This window comes from Labrenzia sp. C1B70, assembly GCF_000475395.1.
GTDB classification, from domain to species: domain Bacteria; phylum Pseudomonadota; class Alphaproteobacteria; order Rhizobiales; family Stappiaceae; genus Roseibium; species Roseibium algicola.
Map to the genome: position 1 here is coordinate 1 of NZ_AXCE01000012.1, position 19,047 is coordinate 19,047.

General features: G+C 58.4%; 17 protein-coding genes and 3 tRNA genes. 9 read left to right on the forward strand and 11 right to left on the reverse strand.

Annotated elements, in window-relative coordinates:
* Positions 1-200: 200 nt before the first annotated feature.
* Both Q666_RS48290 and Q666_RS48295 read right to left on the reverse strand, forming a co-directional pair.
* Positions 201-274: transfer RNA gene (locus Q666_RS48290), tRNA-Gly, on the reverse strand.
* Between the two features lie 22 nt (positions 275-296).
* A tRNA-Tyr gene (locus tag Q666_RS48295) sits at positions 297-381 on the reverse strand.
* A 418-nt stretch (positions 382-799) separates the two neighbouring features.
* On the opposite strand from Q666_RS48295, the gene Q666_RS48300 reads away from it, so the two are divergent.
* The 4 genes from Q666_RS48300 (at position 800) to Q666_RS48315 (ending at position 3,182) form a co-directional block, all read left to right on the forward strand.
* On the forward strand, positions 800-1,330 hold the full coding sequence (locus tag Q666_RS48300) for a MarR family winged helix-turn-helix transcriptional regulator (RefSeq protein ID WP_208993918.1): 531 nt from the start codon (positions 800-802) through the stop codon (positions 1,328-1,330).
* Entirely contained in the window at positions 1,327-1,830 is a 504-nt protein-coding gene (locus Q666_RS48305) for a PaaI family thioesterase (protein ID WP_023001152.1), read from the forward strand. Before Q666_RS48300 ends, Q666_RS48305 begins: the two co-directional genes overlap by 4 nt.
* A gap of 122 nt (positions 1,831-1,952) precedes the next feature.
* Positions 1,953-2,273 (forward strand): hypothetical protein, encoded by a 321-nt coding sequence (locus Q666_RS48310; protein WP_023001151.1) that lies wholly within the window; start codon positions 1,953-1,955, stop codon positions 2,271-2,273.
* A gap of 93 nt (positions 2,274-2,366) precedes the next feature.
* Positions 2,367-3,182, forward strand: coding sequence for an RNA methyltransferase (locus Q666_RS48315; RefSeq protein ID WP_023001149.1), 816 nt, complete (start codon positions 2,367-2,369; stop codon positions 3,180-3,182).
* A 25-nt stretch (positions 3,183-3,207) separates the two neighbouring features.
* On the opposite strand, the gene Q666_RS48320 is transcribed toward Q666_RS48315, so the two are convergent.
* Positions 3,208-4,398: an MFS transporter gene (locus Q666_RS48320; RefSeq protein WP_023001148.1), complete on the reverse strand. Its 1,191-nt coding sequence runs from the start codon at positions 4,396-4,398 to the stop codon at positions 3,208-3,210.
* 679 nt (positions 4,399-5,077) lie between these two features.
* Between Q666_RS48320 and Q666_RS48325 the strand changes: the two genes are divergently transcribed.
* Positions 5,078-5,153 (forward strand) — tRNA-Thr (locus Q666_RS48325).
* A gap of 52 nt (positions 5,154-5,205) precedes the next feature.
* Here the strand turns inward: Q666_RS48325 and Q666_RS48330 are convergent.
* The 8 genes from Q666_RS48330 to Q666_RS48365 form a co-directional block, all read right to left on the reverse strand.
* Complete coding sequence (locus tag Q666_RS48330; RefSeq protein ID WP_023001147.1) at positions 5,206-6,198, reverse strand: glycosyltransferase family A protein; 993 nt, start codon at positions 6,196-6,198, stop codon at positions 5,206-5,208.
* The gene (locus tag Q666_RS48335) at positions 6,195-7,412 is read right to left on the reverse strand and encodes an FAD-dependent oxidoreductase (RefSeq protein ID WP_023001146.1); all 1,218 of its coding nucleotides are present in this window, start codon (positions 7,410-7,412) and stop codon (positions 6,195-6,197) included. The genes Q666_RS48330 and Q666_RS48335 overlap by 4 nt, the downstream gene beginning before the upstream one ends.
* A 120-nt stretch (positions 7,413-7,532) precedes the next feature.
* Entirely contained in the window at positions 7,533-7,802 is a 270-nt protein-coding gene (locus Q666_RS48340) for a hypothetical protein (RefSeq protein WP_023001145.1), read from the reverse strand.
* 66 nt (positions 7,803-7,868) lie between these two features.
* Entirely contained in the window at positions 7,869-8,174 is a 306-nt protein-coding gene (gene cyoD / locus Q666_RS48345) for a cytochrome o ubiquinol oxidase subunit IV (protein ID WP_023001144.1), read from the reverse strand.
* 9 nt (positions 8,175-8,183) lie between these two features.
* Entirely contained in the window at positions 8,184-8,777 is a 594-nt protein-coding gene (cyoC, locus tag Q666_RS48350) for a cytochrome o ubiquinol oxidase subunit III (protein WP_023001143.1), read from the reverse strand.
* Positions 8,778-8,788: 11 nt separating this feature from the next.
* On the reverse strand, positions 8,789-10,828 hold the full coding sequence (gene cyoB, locus Q666_RS48355; RefSeq protein ID WP_023001142.1) for a cytochrome o ubiquinol oxidase subunit I: 2,040 nt from the start codon (positions 10,826-10,828) through the stop codon (positions 8,789-8,791).
* Positions 10,828-11,760, reverse strand: coding sequence for a ubiquinol oxidase subunit II (gene cyoA / locus Q666_RS48360; protein WP_031269334.1), 933 nt, complete (start codon positions 11,758-11,760; stop codon positions 10,828-10,830). Before cyoA ends, cyoB begins: the two co-directional genes overlap by 1 nt.
* A 159-nt stretch (positions 11,761-11,919) precedes the next feature.
* On the reverse strand, positions 11,920-13,161 hold the full coding sequence (locus tag Q666_RS48365; RefSeq protein ID WP_023001140.1) for a Zn-dependent hydrolase: 1,242 nt from the start codon (positions 13,159-13,161) through the stop codon (positions 11,920-11,922).
* A gap of 147 nt (positions 13,162-13,308) precedes the next feature.
* Between Q666_RS48365 and Q666_RS48370 the strand changes: the two genes are divergently transcribed.
* From Q666_RS48370 to Q666_RS48385, 4 genes are all read left to right on the forward strand, one after another.
* The gene (locus Q666_RS48370; protein WP_035908743.1) at positions 13,309-14,868 is read left to right on the forward strand and encodes an ABC transporter substrate-binding protein; all 1,560 of its coding nucleotides are present in this window, start codon (positions 13,309-13,311) and stop codon (positions 14,866-14,868) included.
* A 280-nt stretch (positions 14,869-15,148) separates the two neighbouring features.
* A complete protein-coding gene (locus tag Q666_RS48375; protein WP_023001138.1) occupies positions 15,149-16,093 on the forward strand; it encodes an ABC transporter permease in 945 nt (314 codons plus the stop codon).
* Positions 16,093-18,030: a dipeptide/oligopeptide/nickel ABC transporter permease/ATP-binding protein gene (locus Q666_RS48380; RefSeq protein WP_023001137.1), complete on the forward strand. Its 1,938-nt coding sequence runs from the start codon at positions 16,093-16,095 to the stop codon at positions 18,028-18,030. Before Q666_RS48375 ends, Q666_RS48380 begins: the two co-directional genes overlap by 1 nt.
* The gene (locus Q666_RS48385) at positions 18,027-19,034 is read left to right on the forward strand and encodes an oligopeptide/dipeptide ABC transporter ATP-binding protein (protein ID WP_023001136.1); all 1,008 of its coding nucleotides are present in this window, start codon (positions 18,027-18,029) and stop codon (positions 19,032-19,034) included. The genes Q666_RS48380 and Q666_RS48385 overlap by 4 nt, the downstream gene beginning before the upstream one ends.
* The last annotated feature ends 13 nt before the right edge of the window (positions 19,035-19,047 follow it).

Here is a 19,047-nt window from a genome sequence, read left to right on the forward strand (position 1 = left end):
CTTGTTGCGCTCAAATTTTTCCTTCGCCATCGGCGTCGCTCTCTGTCCAATACTCGGTTCGGTCGAATTAGGTCGAGGCGGGACGCGTTCCGGCGCCTTGGACAGATCCGCGAGCGACGAATTGCTTCCCGTTGAACTTCTTGTCAGGATTTCCGGGCGAAAGAGCCTTCCGTTCCGGACACTCCGATCAGCACCCATGATGGAGCGGGTGAAGGGAATCGAACCCTCGTCGTCAGCTTGGAAGGCTGCTGCTCTACCATTGAGCTACACCCGCACAACGAGAGAACCAGGAACGATGGTGGAGGAGGTTGGATTCGAACCAACGTAGGCATAGCCAACGGATTTACAGTCCGTCCCCTTTAGCCACTCGGGCACTCCTCCATCTCGTCCTGCTTCACGCCGAAGCGATCAGGATGGCTTACCGAAGAGCCCGCCCGGAAGGGGCGAGCAATCCCGTGGCGCGTGTTATGCAGATAGGGCCCCGCCCTGTCAACGCCGATTTTGCAAAGAATTGAACAAAATCAGCAGGACGCTCGAAACAGACGCTTCGAACGTGAGCTATTGCCAAGGCCGATGGCACCACCAGATTGCCGCAGCACGGCTGTGATGTCACGGTTCCCCTGCGTTTTGCTGAAAATCCGGCATCACGCGACCCCAGCCTGTGGACAACTTTCATCAACGCGCCCGTTCCTTTGACGAGGCCATTTGTGCCAATTCCTGCACCTGCTGCCCTTTTGAAAAACCAGTCGGACACGACTGCACCCTTGAGCAGATTCTCTTGTTGTTGTATCTACAACAAATGTCATCTTCTCTCAAAGATATCGATTTCCAGCACATGGGCCGAACCTGCCTCGGTCACGCTGCCCGGCGCACCGCCAATCTTCTGACCCGTCATTATAATAGGCACATGGCAGTTCTCGGCCTTGAACTGACCCAGGCCCAGCTTTTGGCTGCGATAGCCGACGGATCTGCAAGTTCGGCGGCAGAGATCGCCCGTTTTCTCGGCATCGACCGATCCACGCTGGCCCGAAACCTCAAGCCTTTGGAAGTTGCCGGTCTTGTAACCCGGCAAGATGGCAATGGCCGAAAGGTTCTTCCAGTGCTGACACAACTGGGCGAGGCAAAGGTGATTGAGATCCACCGCACCTGGCTCAAGGCACAAGAAGAAGTCAGCACATTGCTTGGCCCGGACGGCGCTGATGCCGTTCGCACCCAGATGTCCACGTTGCGCAAGGCGGTTCACATTCTGGAAAGCCAGGAAAAACCTGCCGCAGACACTGCCTCCCAATCAGACCCCGACGAGACCACCCTTACAGGACACCAATCATGAGCGATCCCCAGACCCTGACCGAAAACGGCAAGACCCACACCCTTGGCGCGCTTCCAAAGGCAGCCTTTGCCACCATGACCGGGCTTGATATCTTTGAGCGCATGATGGCAGGCGATCTGCCTGCCCCGCCGATCATGGTGCATTCCAATATCAGGATGAAGGAATTCTCCGAAGGCCGGGCCGTCTTCACCGGCCTGCCAGCACGCGAGTTCCTGAACCCGCTCGGTACGGTCCATGGTGGCTGGATTTCGACGCTGATCGACACGGCGCTGAGCTGCGCGGTACACACCACGCTGCAGCCCGGCGAATTCTACACCACCACATCGCTCAACGTGAACATGGTTCGCCCGCTGCTTGAAACCAGCGGAGAAGTGGTTTGCGAGGGTCGGATCGTCCACCGCGGCTCCCGCCTGGCGACCTCCGAAGGCGATCTGCGGGACGCGAACGGCAAACTGATCGCCCATGGCACCGTCAGCTGCATGATCCTGAAGCCCTCCTGAATTTGCGAAGGCTTTTTCACTAGCTGCTTAGTCGAAAGTCACTGAATTGCTCATCGACTTATTGGAGGACCCCACTCGAAATATAGTGTTAATTTCGAGACAAATTTTGCCTTGGGAAAAACATGAAAACAAAGATCGGCGAACTGTTTTTAATTTTGGGCGTTTTATCGTCGTTGGTTGGTGTACCCAGTTTCTTTCTATTTTTAATATGTTCAATTTTGTTAGGAGGAGACGCACTCAACGGACACGTTATCGGAGACCAGCACTTTGTATGCGCTCATGGTGAATGCAAAGAAGTCTGGCCCTTTTTCTTTAACATTTCCTGGTATTTGGGTGTTGCGATGATTTCGACCCTCACACCAGCAGTCTTCTTGGGAGCGACTTCTCAATGGCTTCTCAAAGAAGAGAGATCTAGCCAACAAGAAGGTCAGACCAAAAACTAACTGCCCGTTATTGCCTCCATACAAACTATTCGGAACCGGATGTGGAAGAAGTTCCCCTTCCCCTCCACGAAAATTGCCGCTAGAGCATGCGCCATGAGTGACGACAAGAAACCATTCCGTGCTGGCGGCAAGCCGGGCTTTCGCGGCAACAAAAAGTTCTCCGGCAAACCTGCGCCGCGCCGTCCGGGCCTCCCCCCGGAAGGCCCGGTGCTGCTTTACGGCCTCCACACCGTTGAAGCAGCCTTTGCCAACAAGGATCGCAAGCGGCTGAAGCTGTTCGCAACGGACAATGCCGTTCGTCGCCTCGAAGAACGCGGCGTGACAATCGATGTCCCTGTCGAATCCATGATGCCCCGCGCACTGGACCGGATGGTGACGAAGGATGCTGTCCATCAGGGCATGATCCTGGAAGCCGATCCCCTTCCCGCTTATGGCGCCGAGCATCTGAAAGGTGCGCGGCTCGTGCTGGCACTTGACCAGGTCACGGATCCGCACAATGTCGGCGCAATCCTGCGCTCGGCTGTCGCGCTTGATGCCGATGCGGTGGTAACAACCGAACGCCATGCGCCGGAAGAAGGCTCCGTTCTGGCGAAATCCGCTTCCGGTGCACTCGACATGATCAAACATGTCCGGGTGAAAAACATGGCCCGCTTCATCGCCGAGATGAAGGACGAAGGTTTTTCCTGCATTGCCCTCGACAGCGATGGCCCGGCAAGTCTTGAACAGACACCGTTCAGCGACAGGACAGTTCTGGTACTGGGCTCGGAGGGCAAAGGCGTGCGTCAGGGTGTGCGCGAAGCTTGCGGCCTGACGGCCCGCCTCGACATGCCGGGCGAGATTCGCTCGCTCAACGTTTCAAATGCCGCTGTACTGTCACTCTATGTGGCGCGGATGAAAATGGGGCTTTAAGGCCCCTCTCCTTTCACCATCCGATTCAAAGCGCCTCTCCACGCGCTGCAGTCACGGAGCTGGTGGCAGTTCTGTTCGCCCGCGTTGCCTCCGACCGGGTCAAGCAAGGCGCCAATAGCAGACTGATACCGATCATCGGTGCCAGCACCATGAGAGCCGCCCGAATACCGAAGGCATCGGCGAGCGGCCCGATGGTGAGCGGCCCGACCAGAAAGCCAAGCAGAGCCACAAAGGAAAGCACGGCGACATTGGAAGCCGCACTTCCTCCTGGCGCTGCGGATGCCGCGGTCACTCCAAGGGGAAACGCGAGCGCTGCTCCCGATCCCAGTACTCCCAGACCGAGAAGTGCAATCGGCGCGTTCGGTGCAAGCCATATCAGGCTCAGACCGATCAGTCCGATGAGCGCAAGCACCTGCCCCAGGCGTCCTGGCGCCGCAACCTGGCGCAAGCGGTCTCCCATGAGCCGGGTCGAAGCCAGACACAGCGAAAAGATCGAGATGCCCAGCCCGGCGAGGCCCGGATTGGCGGCAAAGGCGTCCCGGAGATAGACCGCAGCCCAATCCGCAACGGCCCCTTCCACCAATGTCGTTCCAAAAGTGAAAAAACAGACGCCAAGCAAAACCGGATGTGGCAACCGGAAACCGCGCTGCTCGGGTTTGGCCGACTGCCCTTCGGGCGGCAAAGGCAACCGCAGGATTACAGGCAGCACCAGGACCTGAACCAGGATCGCTATCGCGATACCGGCCACAAGGGGCGACAGGGCAAGACCCGCCACAGCCGAGCCAATCAGCGTTCCAGACAGCAGTCCGAAGCTCCAGCAACCGTGTGCTCTGCTCATGATCTTGTGGTGGGTGCGCGTCTCGTAATCGTCAGCCAGAACATTGAGCCCGAGTTCCAGGATGGACATCGATCCGCCGACAAGCGCGAGTGCGGCCATCAAAAGCCACTGGGTTGTCGCCATGAAGGGCAACAGCATGGCGAGAAGAAAGACCGGATAAAAGACCAGCGTGATCCGCTTGGCGCCGATCCAGCCTGCAATGCGCCCCGCGATCATCAAGGTTGTCAAAGTGCCGACCGGCGCCCCGACGAGCGCAATCGCCAACTCGCTATTGGTCAGTCCGAGCGTGGTCTGGACACCTGGAATATGCGGCAGCCAAGCCCCGAGTGCGATCGGCTGCAGATAGAAAATGAGGCAGATGCGCTGCGCTTCAGTCATTTAAATCGATCCAATTGGCGCACATGATTTCGAGCAGAACCACATGTGTCACGGCAGATTTTCCACTGAGGGTGAAACGGAAGTGATGACAGGACCGAACAGTGTTTGGTCTATCCAGCCTGCCTTCCGGTAAAACCAGAGGAGCCCGCGCAGAAAGCGACAGGCTGATATTCAGAGTACGCATTTATGGGTGCAAAACCCGGTTCATGCAAGCTGCCGTCCCCCTCTTCGCGGATCCCCTTCAGCGCTTGCGAACGCTGGTTTGGCGGATGCCGCAGTTTGGACGTCGCCAAGCGTCCACCTTGATCAGGAGCACATCGGCTATGCGGATCAGTGCTTGATATGCTGCACGAGCATATTATCCCAAGGCAAGGAAATGACTCCGTTCCAGGGAACTTGCAAGATGGCAGAGCGCTGCCCCTCTGACCGAGAAATATGCCTCTTGATTGCGCCTACGCCACAACTGCTTCCCTCAATTTGCAGGAACGACATTGGAATCGAGACGTCGCGATACTGAATTTCTGGGTCGCAGAAACCCTGCGCATGCGAAACTATCCACAGAGGCCAACCAATTTTCGAAATTATCAGAGAGGTTTAGCTGGTTTTCCGGAATCAGAATCGAAAAATGCAAATCAGGGCATGGACAAGTGCGCCCAATCTGGTAGAAGCCATCCCCGGCGCCGGTATAGCTCAGCTGGTAGAGCACGTGATTTGTAATCTCGGGGTCGCGGGTTCGAATCCTGCTGCCGGCACCATTTCCCCCATTCAGCTTGAATCTCTATTGTTTCGCTCGCCGCTGGCACTGTGCTATCGCGTGCCTCGGGCGACACGGACCATATGTTTTCGCCACGCGTTGCAGCCACCCTGGCTCTGCATCAATGAACGCCGCAGCATCTTCTTCATACCCTCCTGGCGCAGATCCAGTTCACTCTTGCTCCAGATCGCGTCGAATGCCGTGCCGACGGCTAGCGGTCTCAACTCGCTGTTTCTGGAAAAGACCCGCTCGCAGGCAAGATCGAATATGGCCTCGCGCTGGTACTCGTCAGCCACGGACCGTGCCGCATAGAGTGCCATTTGCTGGCAATAACGCATCCAGGCGGATGCAAGGGTTTTGGCCGGTGTTTCCAGCCAGCTCGTGTGAGTGTTGCCGCCGTGGTAGAGCTTCCTGTAGAGCGGCCGGTCGAGATAAAGCATTTCTCCCTGGATCGCCTGGCGCATGATCCAGGTACTGTCGGCGAACATGTTGTCGAACCGGTTTCCGGGAACGGTCAGATCACGTAGGTTTGGTGGTGTCCGATTGACCGCCCGAAAACTGACGCCGGCATAACTCATCCCGAACACCTGACTGATCCGCGCTTCCAGGTCTCCGCTCACGCTTTTGCTGCGGATGATGTGTTCATCCGGCCTGCCGACGGTCTGAATTGCGGTGCAAGCGCTTCCGGCAGAGGGTGTCTTTTCCAGAAGATCCACAAGAGCGGCGTAATAGTCCGGCTCAATGGTGTCGTCTTGCGGCAGGATGGCAAAATACGGCGTCCTCACCCTTCTGATCAGCCAATTGGCGTTTTCCACCCAGCCGAGTCGTCCCCGCTGATGGTAGACACGCATGTTTGCTATGCGCCGGAACGGTTCGAAGGTTTCCCGTTCGAAACCGCCATCATTGGAAATGACAATACGAAAGTCGCGAAAGCTCTGCTCCTGCACCGACGCAAGCACCCGTTCCAGAAACCCGTTCGGCCGGTAGGCAGGAATACAGATTGTCAGACGTGGCCGTTTCCATGGCCATATTGCAGGAAACTTCATGAGGCGATGACTTGATGAACCCGGCTTGAAGATGCCAGCGCGTCCGCCGCTTCAAGCGCGAACATCGGTGCGGTCGTGTATTTGCCCGGATCAAGGCTGCAATAACCATCGGCCAGGAGGCTGGGGCCTATTCTGCTGCGCTTGTGCAGATCGCTCACGCGATCGTCGATATCACTTGCACCCCTTGCGTCGATAACTCCGCCGATCAACGGTGCTTCGTCCGTCTCGGGAAAGCGCAGGAACTCAGCTAACTTCGGATAGTAGGCTGCAAGTGCGGCAACGGAACTGCGCACAATTTCGGCCTTTCGGGAAGAAGCGATCTCTGGGTGCGGAAGCAAAAGGTCGCGTGTGCTGGCGAGCATCATCGACGGGTACCAGGACAGATACACCCGGCCTGTCTCATACCGCACGACATCCCCGTATCGCCCCAACATGAGCGTAACATTCGCCAGATCTTCGACAACATCCGGCAGCAGCACCGCCATTTTGTAGCGCAGGAACCACGAGGCATCATCAGCAAAGCCGCTGGCATGATCAAGAAAGCGGCGCTGCTCCCAGGCGGCGTTGAGCACCCGGTCAAATGGTCCGTCAGCGCGATGTTCACCAACCACTTGCCATCCGGACAGGCTTGTCTCGAAACGCGTCACCCTGTGATTGGACCGGAACTCGATTCGCGGGTGAGATAGAACCGCTGCGCGCAGTGAAGCAGCAATGGCTTGAGTGTCGACGGATCGTTCCGGCGTTCCGAAGGCCGCCTCGATCTTGCCAGCTTCAGAGCCATAAGGATGGGAGGTCAGGCGCCGGAAGGCCGGTAGATCCACTTCGCCGAGGTAGTCTGCATTTGGTGCCGCTAGCCGCTCGCGGAGGATATCCTGCACCAGCACAAAGTGCTGTTCTACCGCACCCGCGGAAAGCTGAGACCCCTCGGGAACGGCATAATCGAATGGCTGCGTTACGGAAGAAGCGAAAAGGTCTTGCGCCATCCACCGGCACACGATGGACCGGAATTGAAGCGCGCCGTCGATCATGCGCCGTGCGGTCAGACCTGAACTGTCCCCGCCGTAAACGAACCCGAGATGGATCTTGCCTTCGTTGACCAGCGATGCCGCAGTCAGCGGTTCTGCTCCGGCATCGTAAAGCACGACGCGGTTACCGCGATCAGCAAGCTCCAGAGCTGCGATCGAGCCGGCAATGCCGGCCCCCACAATCGCCATGTCCCGGCACGATTTCATCCAAGAACGACCGAAATCATGTTTCCCCACACCTGTTCCGGAACGGGTTCTCTTACCTCAAGCGCAGCAAACCGACCAGTGGAACAGATACATTATCGGCCGTCATTCCACGTCGCCGATGTATTTTGCCTGGTTGATCAGCTCCTGGCATTTTGCTTCGTTGCCTGCGTGCCGTTCCTTGTTCGCTTCCTGGAGCAGTGCGCGCATCTTCTCTGCAACAGTGATGTCGATACCCTCCCTCTCGGAGTGGGTAACGGCATTTTCAACCTTGTCGATGTCCGCCTGACAGTCGGCAAGTGCACCATTGGTAGCGACCAGCATCAGCCCTGCGGCCAGAAGACTTCCGGCAAGCGGATTGCGATAGCATCTCATGTCATTCTCCCTTTCGGACAGGCTGGTCGTCGATTGCGGCGAGACGCCTCAATGGCGACCAGGCATTCACTGCATGCGGTGATGCAGATCCATCATGATCCAGAGACTGCCGCCGACCATGATGAAAATGAGCACCGCGGCAAAGGCCAGAAAGAACAGGTTTTCGACCGGGGTGGATTTCAGGTCGATGTGTAGAAAAAAGACCAGGTGAACAATCACCTGCAGAACCGCGGCAACGGCGATGACGAAATATACGGCACTGCCTGTGAGCAGTCCGCCCCAGACCAGGGCGAAGGGAATTGCCGTCAGCACAACTGCAAGCACAAACCCGGTGAGATAGGTAGACAGGCTGCGTTCAGCGGAATGGTTCATATGTGCCCCCTATAGAACGCCCGGCAGATAGACCGCCGAAAAGATCCCGATCCAGACAATATCGAGAAAATGCCAGAACAGCCCGAGCCGCATCAACCGGGAACGAACCGGCGGCGTCAGGCCCTTGACCATGATCTGGCCAATCATCACCACGATCCCGAGTGCCCCGAACGCAACGTGCAGTCCGTGTGTACCTACCAGCGTGAAGAAGGCAGACAGGAAGCCGCTTACCTCCGGACCCGCACCTTTTTCGATCATTCCGGCAAATTCACTCAGCTCCATTGCCAGAAACGCGAAGCCGAGCAGCAAGGTCACAAAGAGCCATTGGACCACGCGGCCCTTCTGGTCATTCATCAGCGCAATGCTCGCCATCCCGAAGGTCAGGCTGGAGACCAGCAGCAAGCCGGTTTCAACGGCAGTCCTGCTGAGATCGAAGAGCTCTTTTGACGTCGGACCCGCTGCGGAATTTTCCGACAGGACAGCGTAGGTCGCAAACAACAGCGCGAAGATGACCGCGTCTGTCATCAGATAGATCCAGAACCCGAATTCCCTGGAATGAAGGGAGTGCTTCTCTTCCTCTTCAAGGATGGTTGCAGCAGACATTGGCCCCTCCCTCAAACCGTTCCGGACAACGGTGCGCCAGAGGCGGCACCGCGCGGCACAAAATCGCGCATGTCGTGCAGGTCGGCTGGCGAGATCTGAGCGAGGCGTTCACGCTCGATCCGGGCGACTTCTGCTGCAGGCAACACGAATTCGCTGTTGTCGTCGGACGCCCGGATACCGACACATACGAGGGACAGCACAAAGCTCAGGGCGACGAGCCACCAGATGTACCAGATGAAGGCAAAACCGAGCACAAAGGCCAGCGCACCAAGCACCGGGCCGATCCAGGTGTTTTTCGGCATGACGATGTCTTCGTAATGCTGCGGCGGCTGATAGGCCTCCCCCCGGATCTTCATGTCGTGGAACGCGTCGATATCGGTCACCTCGGGCAGAACCGCGAAGTTATAGGCAGCTGGCGGTGAGGACGTCGCCCATTCCAGGGTACGACCGTTCCACGGGTCCCCCGTGATGTCCCTGGCGGATCCCCATTTCCTGGCCGAAACGTAAAGCTGGATGGCGATGCAGGCGATGCCGCACAGGACGAACAGAGCCCCGATCGCAGCGACGATCAGATAGGGTTGCCAGGTGGGGTCGGCATAATGCTCCATCCGCCGGCTCATGCCCTTGAAGCCAAGGACGTAGAGCGGCATGAAGGCGAGATAGAAACCGATGATCCAGCACCAGAAGGACCGCATGCCCCATTTGGCGTCCAGCTTGAAACCGAAGGCTTTGGGGAACCAGTAGTTCATGCCGGCGAAATAACCGAAAAGAGCGCCCGGGATCAGCATGTTGTGGAAGTGCGCCACCAGGAAGGTGGAATTGTGCATCAGGTAGTCGGCGGGCGGCAGGGCCAGCAGCACCCCGGTCACGCCACCGATGACGAAGGTCACCATGAAGCCGATGGTGTAGACCATGGACGTGTGAAACTCGATCCGGCCCTTGTACATGGTGAACAGCCAGTCGAAGATCTTCACCCCCGTCGGCACCGCGATGATCATCGTCGCGATGCCGAATATGGCATTCACATTGGCAGACGAGCCCATCGTGAAGAAGTGGTGCAGCCAGACTGTGAACGACAGCAGCGCGATACAGGCGGTTGCATAGACCAGTGAAGTGTAACCGAACAGCCGCTTGCGCGAGAATGTCGCCACCACTTCGGAAAAGATACCGAAGGCCGGCAAGATCAGGATGTAGACCTCCGGATGACCCCAGATCCACAGCAGGTTGGCAAACATCATCATGTTGCCGCCGTCACCGTTGGTGAAGAAATGGAAGCCGAGCGTACGATCGAGTGTCAACTGACCGGCGACCACCGTCAGCGCCGGAAAAGCGAAGGCAATCAGGATGGAAATGCACAGTGTCGTCCAGGTGAACATCGGCATGCGCATGAAAGTCATGCCCGGGCAGCGGTTCTTGACGATGGTCACGATGAAGTTGATGCCTGAAAGCGTACTGCCCACCCCGCTGATGATCAGCGCCCATAGCCAGTAGTCGACCCCCACGCCCGGACTGTATTCAGCCCCGGAATATGGAGGATACCCGGTCCAGCCGGCTTGAGAGAACTTGCCGACCACAAGCGATATCAGCACCAGCCCGGCACCGGCTGCCGTCATCCAGAGGCTGACGGAATTCAGGAACGGAAAGGCGACATCCCGCGCGCCGATCTGTTGCGGCACGATGATGTTGATGAGCCCGGTCAGGAACGGCATGGCCACGAAAAAGATCATGATCGTGCCGTGGGAGGAGAATATCTGCTCGAAATGCTCCGGCGGAAGGTAACCTTCGCTGTTCAGGGAAACCGCCTGTTGCGCCCGCATCATGAGGGCATCGACAAACCCGCGCACCAGCATCACCAGAGCCAGCACCACATACATGATGCCGATCTTCTTGTGATCGACACTGGTCAGCCAGTCTGTCCAGAGAACTTTCCATGCGCGCAGCCAGGTGATCAGCAGGAACACGGCAATGCCGCCGCCAACGGTTACTGCCGCCCCACCCATGGCCACCCAGGAATAGAACGGCAGGGCCTCAATCGTAAGACGTCCCAGCATCAAACAGCCCCCCGGCAGATGAGTTCGGCGGCCTTGCTTTCGTAAGGGCCGACAATCGGCGCGTATTTGCGCAGGATGATCGAAAAGAGATCCGTCTCGTAAGACGAATAATGCCGGACTGGATCGGCAACGCTCTGCTTGTGCAAGTCCACATAGGTCTTGGCGTCCAGCACGTCAGCGGATCCTGTTGCCTTTTCCTTCCAGGCGGTGAAATCCGCTTCGTTCATGGCATGAGCCTTGAAGTGCTGGTCGGAAAAGCCGTCGCCGGAATACATTGTGTTGCGGCCGTTGAAGGTGCCTGGACCATCTGCGATCAGGTTAAGTTCAGAGCGCATGCCCGCCATGGCGTAGATCTGGCCACCGAGTGCGGGGATCATCAGTGAATTCATGACCGTGTCGGAAGTGATCTCGATGGTCAGCGGCCTGTCTGCGGGAAAAGCCAGTTCATTCACGCTGGCCGTGCCGAGTTCCGGGTATAAGAACAGCCATTTCCAGTCGAGTGCGACGGCCTGCACCTTGAAAGCCGGCTTATCGGACGCCAGGGCCTTGTAAGGGTCGAGCCTGTGGGTCGCATCCCAGACAATGGTTCCGATGACAATCACGATCGCAGCTGGAACCAGCCAGACCACGGCTTCAATGCCCCAGGAACCATCCCACTCGGGCGCATAATCCGCGGTGTTGCCATTACGCTTGCGATATCGCCAGGCGAACAGCAGCGTTAGTATGATCGCAGGAATGGCAACGATCATCATGATACCGAATGCCGTGAACAGCAGATCCCGTTCCGCCAACGCAATAGGCCCTTTCGGGAAGAGCACCGGCGCATCGGAAAGCGCACAACCTTGTAACAACGGGAAAAGGCATACGAGGCCGACCGTCGCGGCAGACCTCAAGGCAATACGGACCCTTAGTCCGGCAATCCGATCAACCATGGCACCCCCGTTGAAAAATGGATAGGGACTGTCTGTTTGCAACACTTGTGGCGGCGCGCCCGCCAGGAACGATATGCTTTACTTTTGAAAAGCCTAGCCGAGCCCGCGCGGCATTGAAAGAGCGAAAGTTGCAGAAGCCGGCAGACACCAGCAAACAGGTTAGCCAGACAAGTCGAGCAACGCCTGCAGCATGAGGTTCGCCCCCTTCTCGATATCCGACCAGTCGCTGAGTTCTTCGGGAGCATGGCTTATGCCGGCCCGGCTGGGAACGAAGATCAGCCCGGAAGGGCAGAAAGACTGCATTGTCTGGGCATCGTGACCGGCTCCGGAAGGCATCCGCCGCGCCGGTAATTCGTTGCGTTCGGCAAGGTCGGCGAGCTTGTCGGCAAGCTCGCTATCCAGCGAAACCGGTGACAACCAGCTCCTCTCGGTCTTGTTCAATTTCAGTCGGTGCCGGTTTGCGACACTGTCGGCGCTTTCCAGAAAACGCGATTTCAGCCCCACCATTATCTCTTCCGACGTGTCACGCAGAATCACCGAAAAGACTGCGCGACCTGGAATCGTGTGGGGATGGTTCGGCGAAAGTTCGACATGACCAATTGTAAACCGGCTCTGGTCGGTGCCGTGCATCTGGATCAGATCCGGAATCGTCCCGGCAAGCTCGGAAAGCCCGGCAAATGCATCCGCCCGCAGATGCATGGGTGTTGTCCCGGAATGATTGGCGATTCCCGTCAGTTCCAACTCCAGATAACAGACACCGGAAACCTCCTCGGCGATGCCGATGGGAAATTCTTCGGCTTCAAGAACCGGCCCCTGCTCGATATGGAGTTCCAGAAAGGCATTTATCGAACCGGCCGGCCGGGCTGCTTTCAGGATGTCCATCGGCTCGAGACCCAGACTGTTCATGGCATCGCGCAGCCGGATCCCGTCGGCATCAATCGCCTGCTCGATCCATGCCGGAGTGATCGCCCCGGATATGGCCTGTGAGCCGAGCATGCCCCCGAAACGGCCCTCTTCTTCGGAAGTCGCGGCAACTTCGATCGCTGTCCGGGGCGTTATTCCGGCATCCTTCATCGTTCGCACGCATTCCAGCGCAACACAGGCGCCGAGTGCTCCGTCAAAAGCCCCGCCATTGACCACGGTGTCGAGATGCGATCCGGCCATGACGCACGGCCCGTCCTCAGGTCCATACCGGCCAAACAGGTTGAGTGCGCCGTCTCTCCACACCTGCAGATCGTCGGCCCTCATCTGTGCCTCGAACCAATCCCTGCACTCCAGATCGACCCGAGTGAAGCCTGGTCGCGTGTAGCCGCCGGTTTCAGGAACAAAGCCGAAGCGATTCACTCCGTTGAGAAGCGTTCTGAGACGCTCCGGGTCGATACGGATTGCGTGCTGCAGCATCCTTGTTTCCCCCTTATTTATCAGCGCTTAAGCGTTTATCTGGCATCGAGAGCACAACCCTCGAGCGAAAATAAATATGAAATAATTATTGCAGCATTGCAATTAATCATGATTAATTATTCGTCAGAAACAACGAGGGGAATGGTCATGAAAAGATTCCTAGCCGCGGCTTTCGCCTCGGCCTTCCTCGCCTTTGCACCCCAGGTGCAGGCGCAAACTCCGCCCAATGTTCTGGTTGTCGGCCAGATCGCGGAACCCAAGTCACTCGACCCGCACGCCGTCACCGCGGTGAACGATTTCCGCATTCTGGTGAACTTGTATGACGGACTTGTGCGCTACAAGGACGGCACTCTGGAAGTCGAACCGTCCCTTGCCGAAAGCTGGACCATTTCGGAAGACGGCAAGACCTACACGTTCAAGCTGCGTGAAGGCATCAAGTTCCACGACGGTTCCCCCTTCAACGCGGAAGCGGTGAAGTTCAACTTCGACCGTATGCTGAACGAGGAAAACCCTTATCACGATACGGGTCCCTTCCCGCTCGCGTTCTTCTTCTCCACTGTTGAGGACGTGGTCGTCGACAACGAAACCACCGTCACCTTCAACCTCAGTGCCCCTTACGCGCCGTTCCTGTCGAACCTTGCCTATCCGACGGGTCTGATCGTCTCGCCCGAGGCCGTCAAGCAATACGGCAAGGATTTCGGCCGCAATCCGTCCGGTACCGGCGCCTACAAGTTTGCCGAATGGGAAGCCAACGCCAAGGTGGTTGCCGTCAAGAACGAAGACTACTGGGATGGCGCTCCGGACCTGGAAGCGCTGATCTACCGTCCGATCACCGATGCCAACACAAGGATCGCCGAAATGCTGTCCGGTGGACTGGACGTGATGGTTGAAGTTCCGCCGGACAGCCTGCAGCAGTTCAAGGACGATTCAACGTTCAAGGTGCTGGAACAGGCCGGACCTCACGTCTGGTTCCTGATCCTGAACACCCGCGAAGCACCGTTTGACGTCAAGGCTGCACGCCAGGCCGCCAACTACGCCATCAACAAGAAGGCTCTGGTGGAAAACATCCTGCAAGGTACGGCTGACGTCGCAGCAGGGCCGACACCTCCTGCCTTTGCCTGGGCCTACAACGAGAGCCTGGAGCCCTATCCCTACGATCCGGAAAAGGCCAAGGAACTCCTGAAGGAAGCTGAATACGCCGGACAGGAAGTTACTTTCTATGTCACCGAAGGCGGCTCCGGCATGCTCGACCCGGTTGCCATGGGCACGGCCATCCAGGCCGATCTCCAAGCCGTCGGCATGAAGGTCAAGATCGAGACCTATGAATGGAACACCTTCCTCGGCAAGGTGAACCCGGGTCTGCAAGGCAAGGCTTCCATGGCGGAAATGGCATGGATGACCAATGACCCGGACACGCTTCCGTTCCTGGCCCTGCGCACCGAAGCGATGCCCGAACAGGGCGGGTTCAACTCCGGCTACTATTCCAACGCCAAGGTGGACGAGCTTCTGGAAAATGCCCGCGAGGAAACCAACCAGGAAGAACGTGCAAGGCTCTACAAGGAAATGCAGGAAATCGTCCAGGAGGACGCCCCCTGGGTCTTCGTTGCCAACTGGAAACAGAATGCCGTCACCAAGGCATCGGTTGAAGACTTCAAGCTGCAGCCCTCCTTCTTCCTGATGCTTCAGGACGTCAAGAAGCCTCAATAAGACGACACGTCTCCCGGCGGACCTTGAACGGTTCGCCGGGATTTTCGTATTCGGACCTGCACGCAGCAAGTGCCGAAGGAAACGTAAAGGCGCACCCCGGCGACACAACACTCCCTCATCCTGAGGAAGCGCAAGGCGCTGTCTCGAAGGATGGGCCACTTGCTCCGGAGTGTGCCGCCCATCCTTCGAGACGCGCATAAATGCGCTCCTCAGGATGAGGTTGCGGAGGCGGCAAGGCTTCAGGAAATGGCCGGCCGCACTCAGAAAGAGGGAGAGACCATTGGCTTCCTATATCGCCAAGCGTCTGCTGGCTGCCATCCCGGTCCTGTTCGGGCTGACGATCATCGTCTTCCTGATCATGGCGATGATCCCGGGAGACCCGGCAACTGCCATTCTCGGCTCCTACGCGACACCGGAAAATGTCGCCAAGCTCAACCGCGATCTCGGCCTCGACAAAACCCTGTTCGAGCAATACGTCATCTGGATCGGCAACCTGTTCCAGGGTGATCTCGGCCGCTCCTACACGCTCAATCGTCCGGTGCTGGATGAAGTGATGGAGCGCTTTTCAGCGACCCTCATTCTGGCCGGGACCTCGCTCATCCTGTGCTCGATCTTCGGCCTTCTTGCCGGTATTGTTTCCGCCGTCCGTCAGTACGGCTGGGCGGACAAGATCATCACGCTGCTCGTTCTGATCGGTATCTCGACCCCGTCTTTCTGGCTCGGCCTGCTGCTGATCCTGGTGTTTGCCGTCAATCTGCGCCTGTTTCCGGCGTCCGGCATGTACGCGATCTACGGTGGCGGCGACTTGCCCGACCTGATCCATCACCTCACCCTGCCCGCGCTGACGCTTTCGGTCGTCGCGACCGGCGTCATCGCCCGGTTGACACGCACCGCCATGCTGGAAGTGCTGCGTCAGGACTATATCCGCACCGCCCGCGCCAAGGGCCTGTCGGAACGCAAGGTCATCTACAAGCACGCATTCAAGTCGGCCCTCGTCGGCGTGGTGCCGGTCATCGGCATCCAGGCCGGCTTTGTCATCGGCGGTGCTGTCTATATCGAGACGGTGTTCCAGTGGCCGGGCATCGGATCCATGCTCGTGACCGCCATTTCCACCCGCGATCTGCTGCTGGTCCAGGGCGGGGTTCTGGTGGTCGCCGCCGCCTATGTTCTCTTCAATCTGCTCGCAGACGTGGTGCAGACCATTCTTGATCCGAGGTTGCGCTGATGAGTGACACGACCATGAGCGCCCCTTCCAAGGAGAAGGCAAAGTCCTCGCGCCCGGGGACACTTGCGCTGCTGCTCAACAATTCGCTGGCAACCAGCGGCCTTGTCGTTCTGGTGCTGATCTGTCTTATCGCGCTGGCAGCGCCGATCCTGCCGCTGGCGAACCCGGACGTTACCGCCCCGGCAGACCGTCTTCTGCCGGTCCTTACCGAAGGACACCTGCTTGGCACCGATCACTTGGGCAGGGACATCCTTTCGCGGCTGATCTGGGGGACACGCATATCGCTTGCCGTCGGTCTGTCGGCAACAATAATCGCTGCCTTCTTCGGCTCGCTTCTGGGACTGGTCGCCGGATACGCAGGCGGGCGAACGGACACTCTGATCATGCGCGGCATCGATATGGTGATGGCGTTTCCCTACATTCTGTTGGCACTGGCCATTGTCGCCGTGCTCGGCCCTGGGCTGCTCAACGCGCTTTACGCCATCGCGCTCGTCAACATACCGTTCTTTGCCCGCAACATTCGCGGTATCACACTCGGGCTATCCCGAAGAGAGTTTGTTGACGCAGCACGGCTGTCCGGCAAATCACCGGTACAAATCCTGTTTCTGGAAATTCTGCCCAACGTCTTGCCGGTGATCGTCATCACCATGTCGACGACCGTCGGCTGGATGATCCTGGAAACGGCCGGCCTGTCTTTCCTCGGCCTGGGGGCCCAGCCGCCACAGGCAGACCTTGGCTCCATGCTGGGTGAAGGCAGAAAGATCCTCTTTACCGCGCCGCATGTCTCCATCATTCCGGGACTGATGATCTTTGCGCTGGTCATGAGTATCAACCTCTTCGGCGACGGTGTTCGCGATATCCTCGACCCGCGCCTGCGTGCCGGGTCCCTCACCCGGCCGGTCTCTCGAACAGCGGTGCATCGCAAGCCCGACGAGATCCCCGCGCCTTCGGAAAAGGGCGGTGTGCTGGATGTCCGTCAGATGCGCACCGAATTCCAGATCGGCAGCTCCGTTTACAAGGCAGTCGGCGGTGTTGATCTGAACCTGAAAGAGGGCGAATGCCTGGGCGTGGTCGGAGAATCCGGATCCGGCAAGTCGGTAACGGCCATGTCCATCATGGGCCTTGTGCCGACACCGCCCGGCCGGATTGCAGGCGGTGCCGCCTATCTCGACGGCGAAGATCTTTTTGCGGCAAGCGACCGGCGTATCCGGGACCTCAGAGGCGGCTCGGTTGCCTATGTCTTCCAGGATCCGCTGTCGACGCTGCACCCGCTCTTCACCGTTGGTGATCAGTTGACGGAAGCGATAACCACCCACCAGCCCATGTCCGGCTCGAAAGCACGGGAAAAGGCCGTTGAACTGCTTTCGCTTGTGCGGATCCCGAATGCGAAGGAACGATTGTCCGCCTACCCGCACGAGCTTTCCGGTGGCATGCGCCAAAGGGTCTGCATTGCCATGGCGCTCGCCAACGATGCCAAGGTGCTGATTGCGGACGAGCCGACCACCGCGCTCGACGTCACCGTGCAATCGCAAATCCTGACGCTGATGAACGGCCTGCGCCGCGAACGGAACGCTGCAATCCTGTTCATCACCCATGATTTCGGCGTTGTCTCCGCCCTTTGTGACCGTGTTGCGGTGATGTATGCGGGCCGGATCGTTGAAACGGGAACGACGGAGGAGGTTCTGGCGAATCCGCGTCATCCCTACACCGCCAAGCTGATCGAATGCGTGCCGGTTCTGGGCGAACCGGACCGTCGTCTGGATGCAATCGAGGGCCGCCCGCCCGTGGTCAACAACCTGCCGGACGGTTGTGCCTTCGCCGAACGGTGTCCGCATGCACAGACCTCCTGCCGGACCGGTGAGATCAACCTTGAGATGTCTTCCGAAACCCGCGGTGTGCGCTGCCTCTTTCCGCTGAATTCCGGAGCGACCGCATGAACGAGATAAGCCAGAACCACATGGACAGCGAAGCCCTTCTGACCATTCAGGGTGTCGAGCGCATTTTCGGCGGCGGTCGGAAGCTCTTTGGCGGTCATTTTCCCGCCGTGCACGCGGTTCAGGGTCTCAGTCTCGACGTAAAGAAGGGAGAGACCCTCGGTGTCGTCGGAGAGTCGGGCTGCGGCAAGTCCACCCTCGCGCGCCTCGTCGTCGGTCTCGATCTGCCGACTTCCGGCTCGATCACCTTCAACGGCGAGGATCTTGCGGCACTGGCAAAAAAGGACCGCAACGCTCTCGCCCGCAAGGTTCAATATGTCTTTCAGGATCCGGTTGCCTCGCTCAATCCGCGCAAGACCATCAGGACCATCCTGGAAGCGCCGCTCAAGCACCTGACAAACCTGAATTCCGATGGTCGCGAGAAGCGCCTTGCCGAGCTGCTGCAGGCGGTCAACCTGGCGCCGGAGTTCCTGGAACGCTACCCGCATGAATTCTCCGGCGGCCAGGCGCAGCGGATCGGCATTGCGCGGGCCCTTGCGGCCGGGCCGGAGCTGATCGTGCTTGATGAGCCCGTGTCTGCCCTCGATGTGTCGGTGCAAGCCCAGGTGTTGAACCTGCTGGACAAGCTGAAGGACGACTTCGGCCTCACCTACATCTTCATCAGCCACGATCTTTCAGTGGTGGAAAGTGTCAGCGACCGCGTGGCGGTGATGTACTTCGGCCGGATGGCCGAACTGGGTCCAGCCAGAGAAATCTTCCGCAAACCGCTACATCCCTATACGGATCTTCTAATGCGCTCCGCGCCCGCCCCCGGGCGGCACGACCTGATGTCGGAAGACGCCTCTGCCGAATTGCCGGATCCCTACAATCCCCCTGAAGGCTGCGCCTTTGCCGCGCGCTGTGCGCACCGCACGGATATCTGCGTTGCCGGCAAACCGTCACCAGACGAGGCCAAAGGCGGCAACAATCACGTTGCGGCTTGCTATCACCCACTCGGGAAGGCATAGGCTCCCCAAAAAA

Bases quoted from the DNA above. Each gene is read 5' to 3' on its own strand.
- Q666_RS48300 (WP_208993918.1), top strand. From the start codon at position 800: ATGTCATCTTCTCTCAAAGATATCGATTTCCAGCACATGGGCCGAACC.
- Q666_RS48305 (WP_023001152.1), top strand. From the start codon at position 1,327: ATGAGCGATCCCCAGACCCTGACCGAAAACGGCAAGACCCACACCCTT.
- Q666_RS48310 (WP_023001151.1), top strand. From the start codon at position 1,953: ATGAAAACAAAGATCGGCGAACTGTTTTTAATTTTGGGCGTTTTATCG.
- Q666_RS48315 (WP_023001149.1), top strand. From the start codon at position 2,367: ATGAGTGACGACAAGAAACCATTCCGTGCTGGCGGCAAGCCGGGCTTT.
- Q666_RS48320 (WP_023001148.1), bottom strand. From the start codon at position 4,398: ATGACTGAAGCGCAGCGCATCTGCCTCATTTTCTATCTGCAGCCGATC.
- Q666_RS48330 (WP_023001147.1), bottom strand. From the start codon at position 6,198: ATGAAGTTTCCTGCAATATGGCCATGGAAACGGCCACGTCTGACAATC.
- Q666_RS48335 (WP_023001146.1), bottom strand. From the start codon at position 7,412: ATGGCGATTGTGGGGGCCGGCATTGCCGGCTCGATCGCAGCTCTGGAG.
- Q666_RS48340 (WP_023001145.1), bottom strand. From the start codon at position 7,802: ATGAGATGCTATCGCAATCCGCTTGCCGGAAGTCTTCTGGCCGCAGGG.
- cyoD (WP_023001144.1), bottom strand. From the start codon at position 8,174: ATGAACCATTCCGCTGAACGCAGCCTGTCTACCTATCTCACCGGGTTT.
- cyoC (WP_023001143.1), bottom strand. From the start codon at position 8,777: ATGTCTGCTGCAACCATCCTTGAAGAGGAAGAGAAGCACTCCCTTCAT.
- cyoB (WP_023001142.1), bottom strand. From the start codon at position 10,828: ATGCTGGGACGTCTTACGATTGAGGCCCTGCCGTTCTATTCCTGGGTG.
- cyoA (WP_031269334.1), bottom strand. From the start codon at position 11,760: ATGGTTGATCGGATTGCCGGACTAAGGGTCCGTATTGCCTTGAGGTCT.
- Q666_RS48365 (WP_023001140.1), bottom strand. From the start codon at position 13,161: ATGCTGCAGCACGCAATCCGTATCGACCCGGAGCGTCTCAGAACGCTT.
- Q666_RS48370 (WP_035908743.1), top strand. From the start codon at position 13,309: ATGAAAAGATTCCTAGCCGCGGCTTTCGCCTCGGCCTTCCTCGCCTTT.
- Q666_RS48380 (WP_023001137.1), top strand. From the start codon at position 16,093: ATGAGTGACACGACCATGAGCGCCCCTTCCAAGGAGAAGGCAAAGTCC.
- Q666_RS48385 (WP_023001136.1), top strand. From the start codon at position 18,027: ATGAACGAGATAAGCCAGAACCACATGGACAGCGAAGCCCTTCTGACC.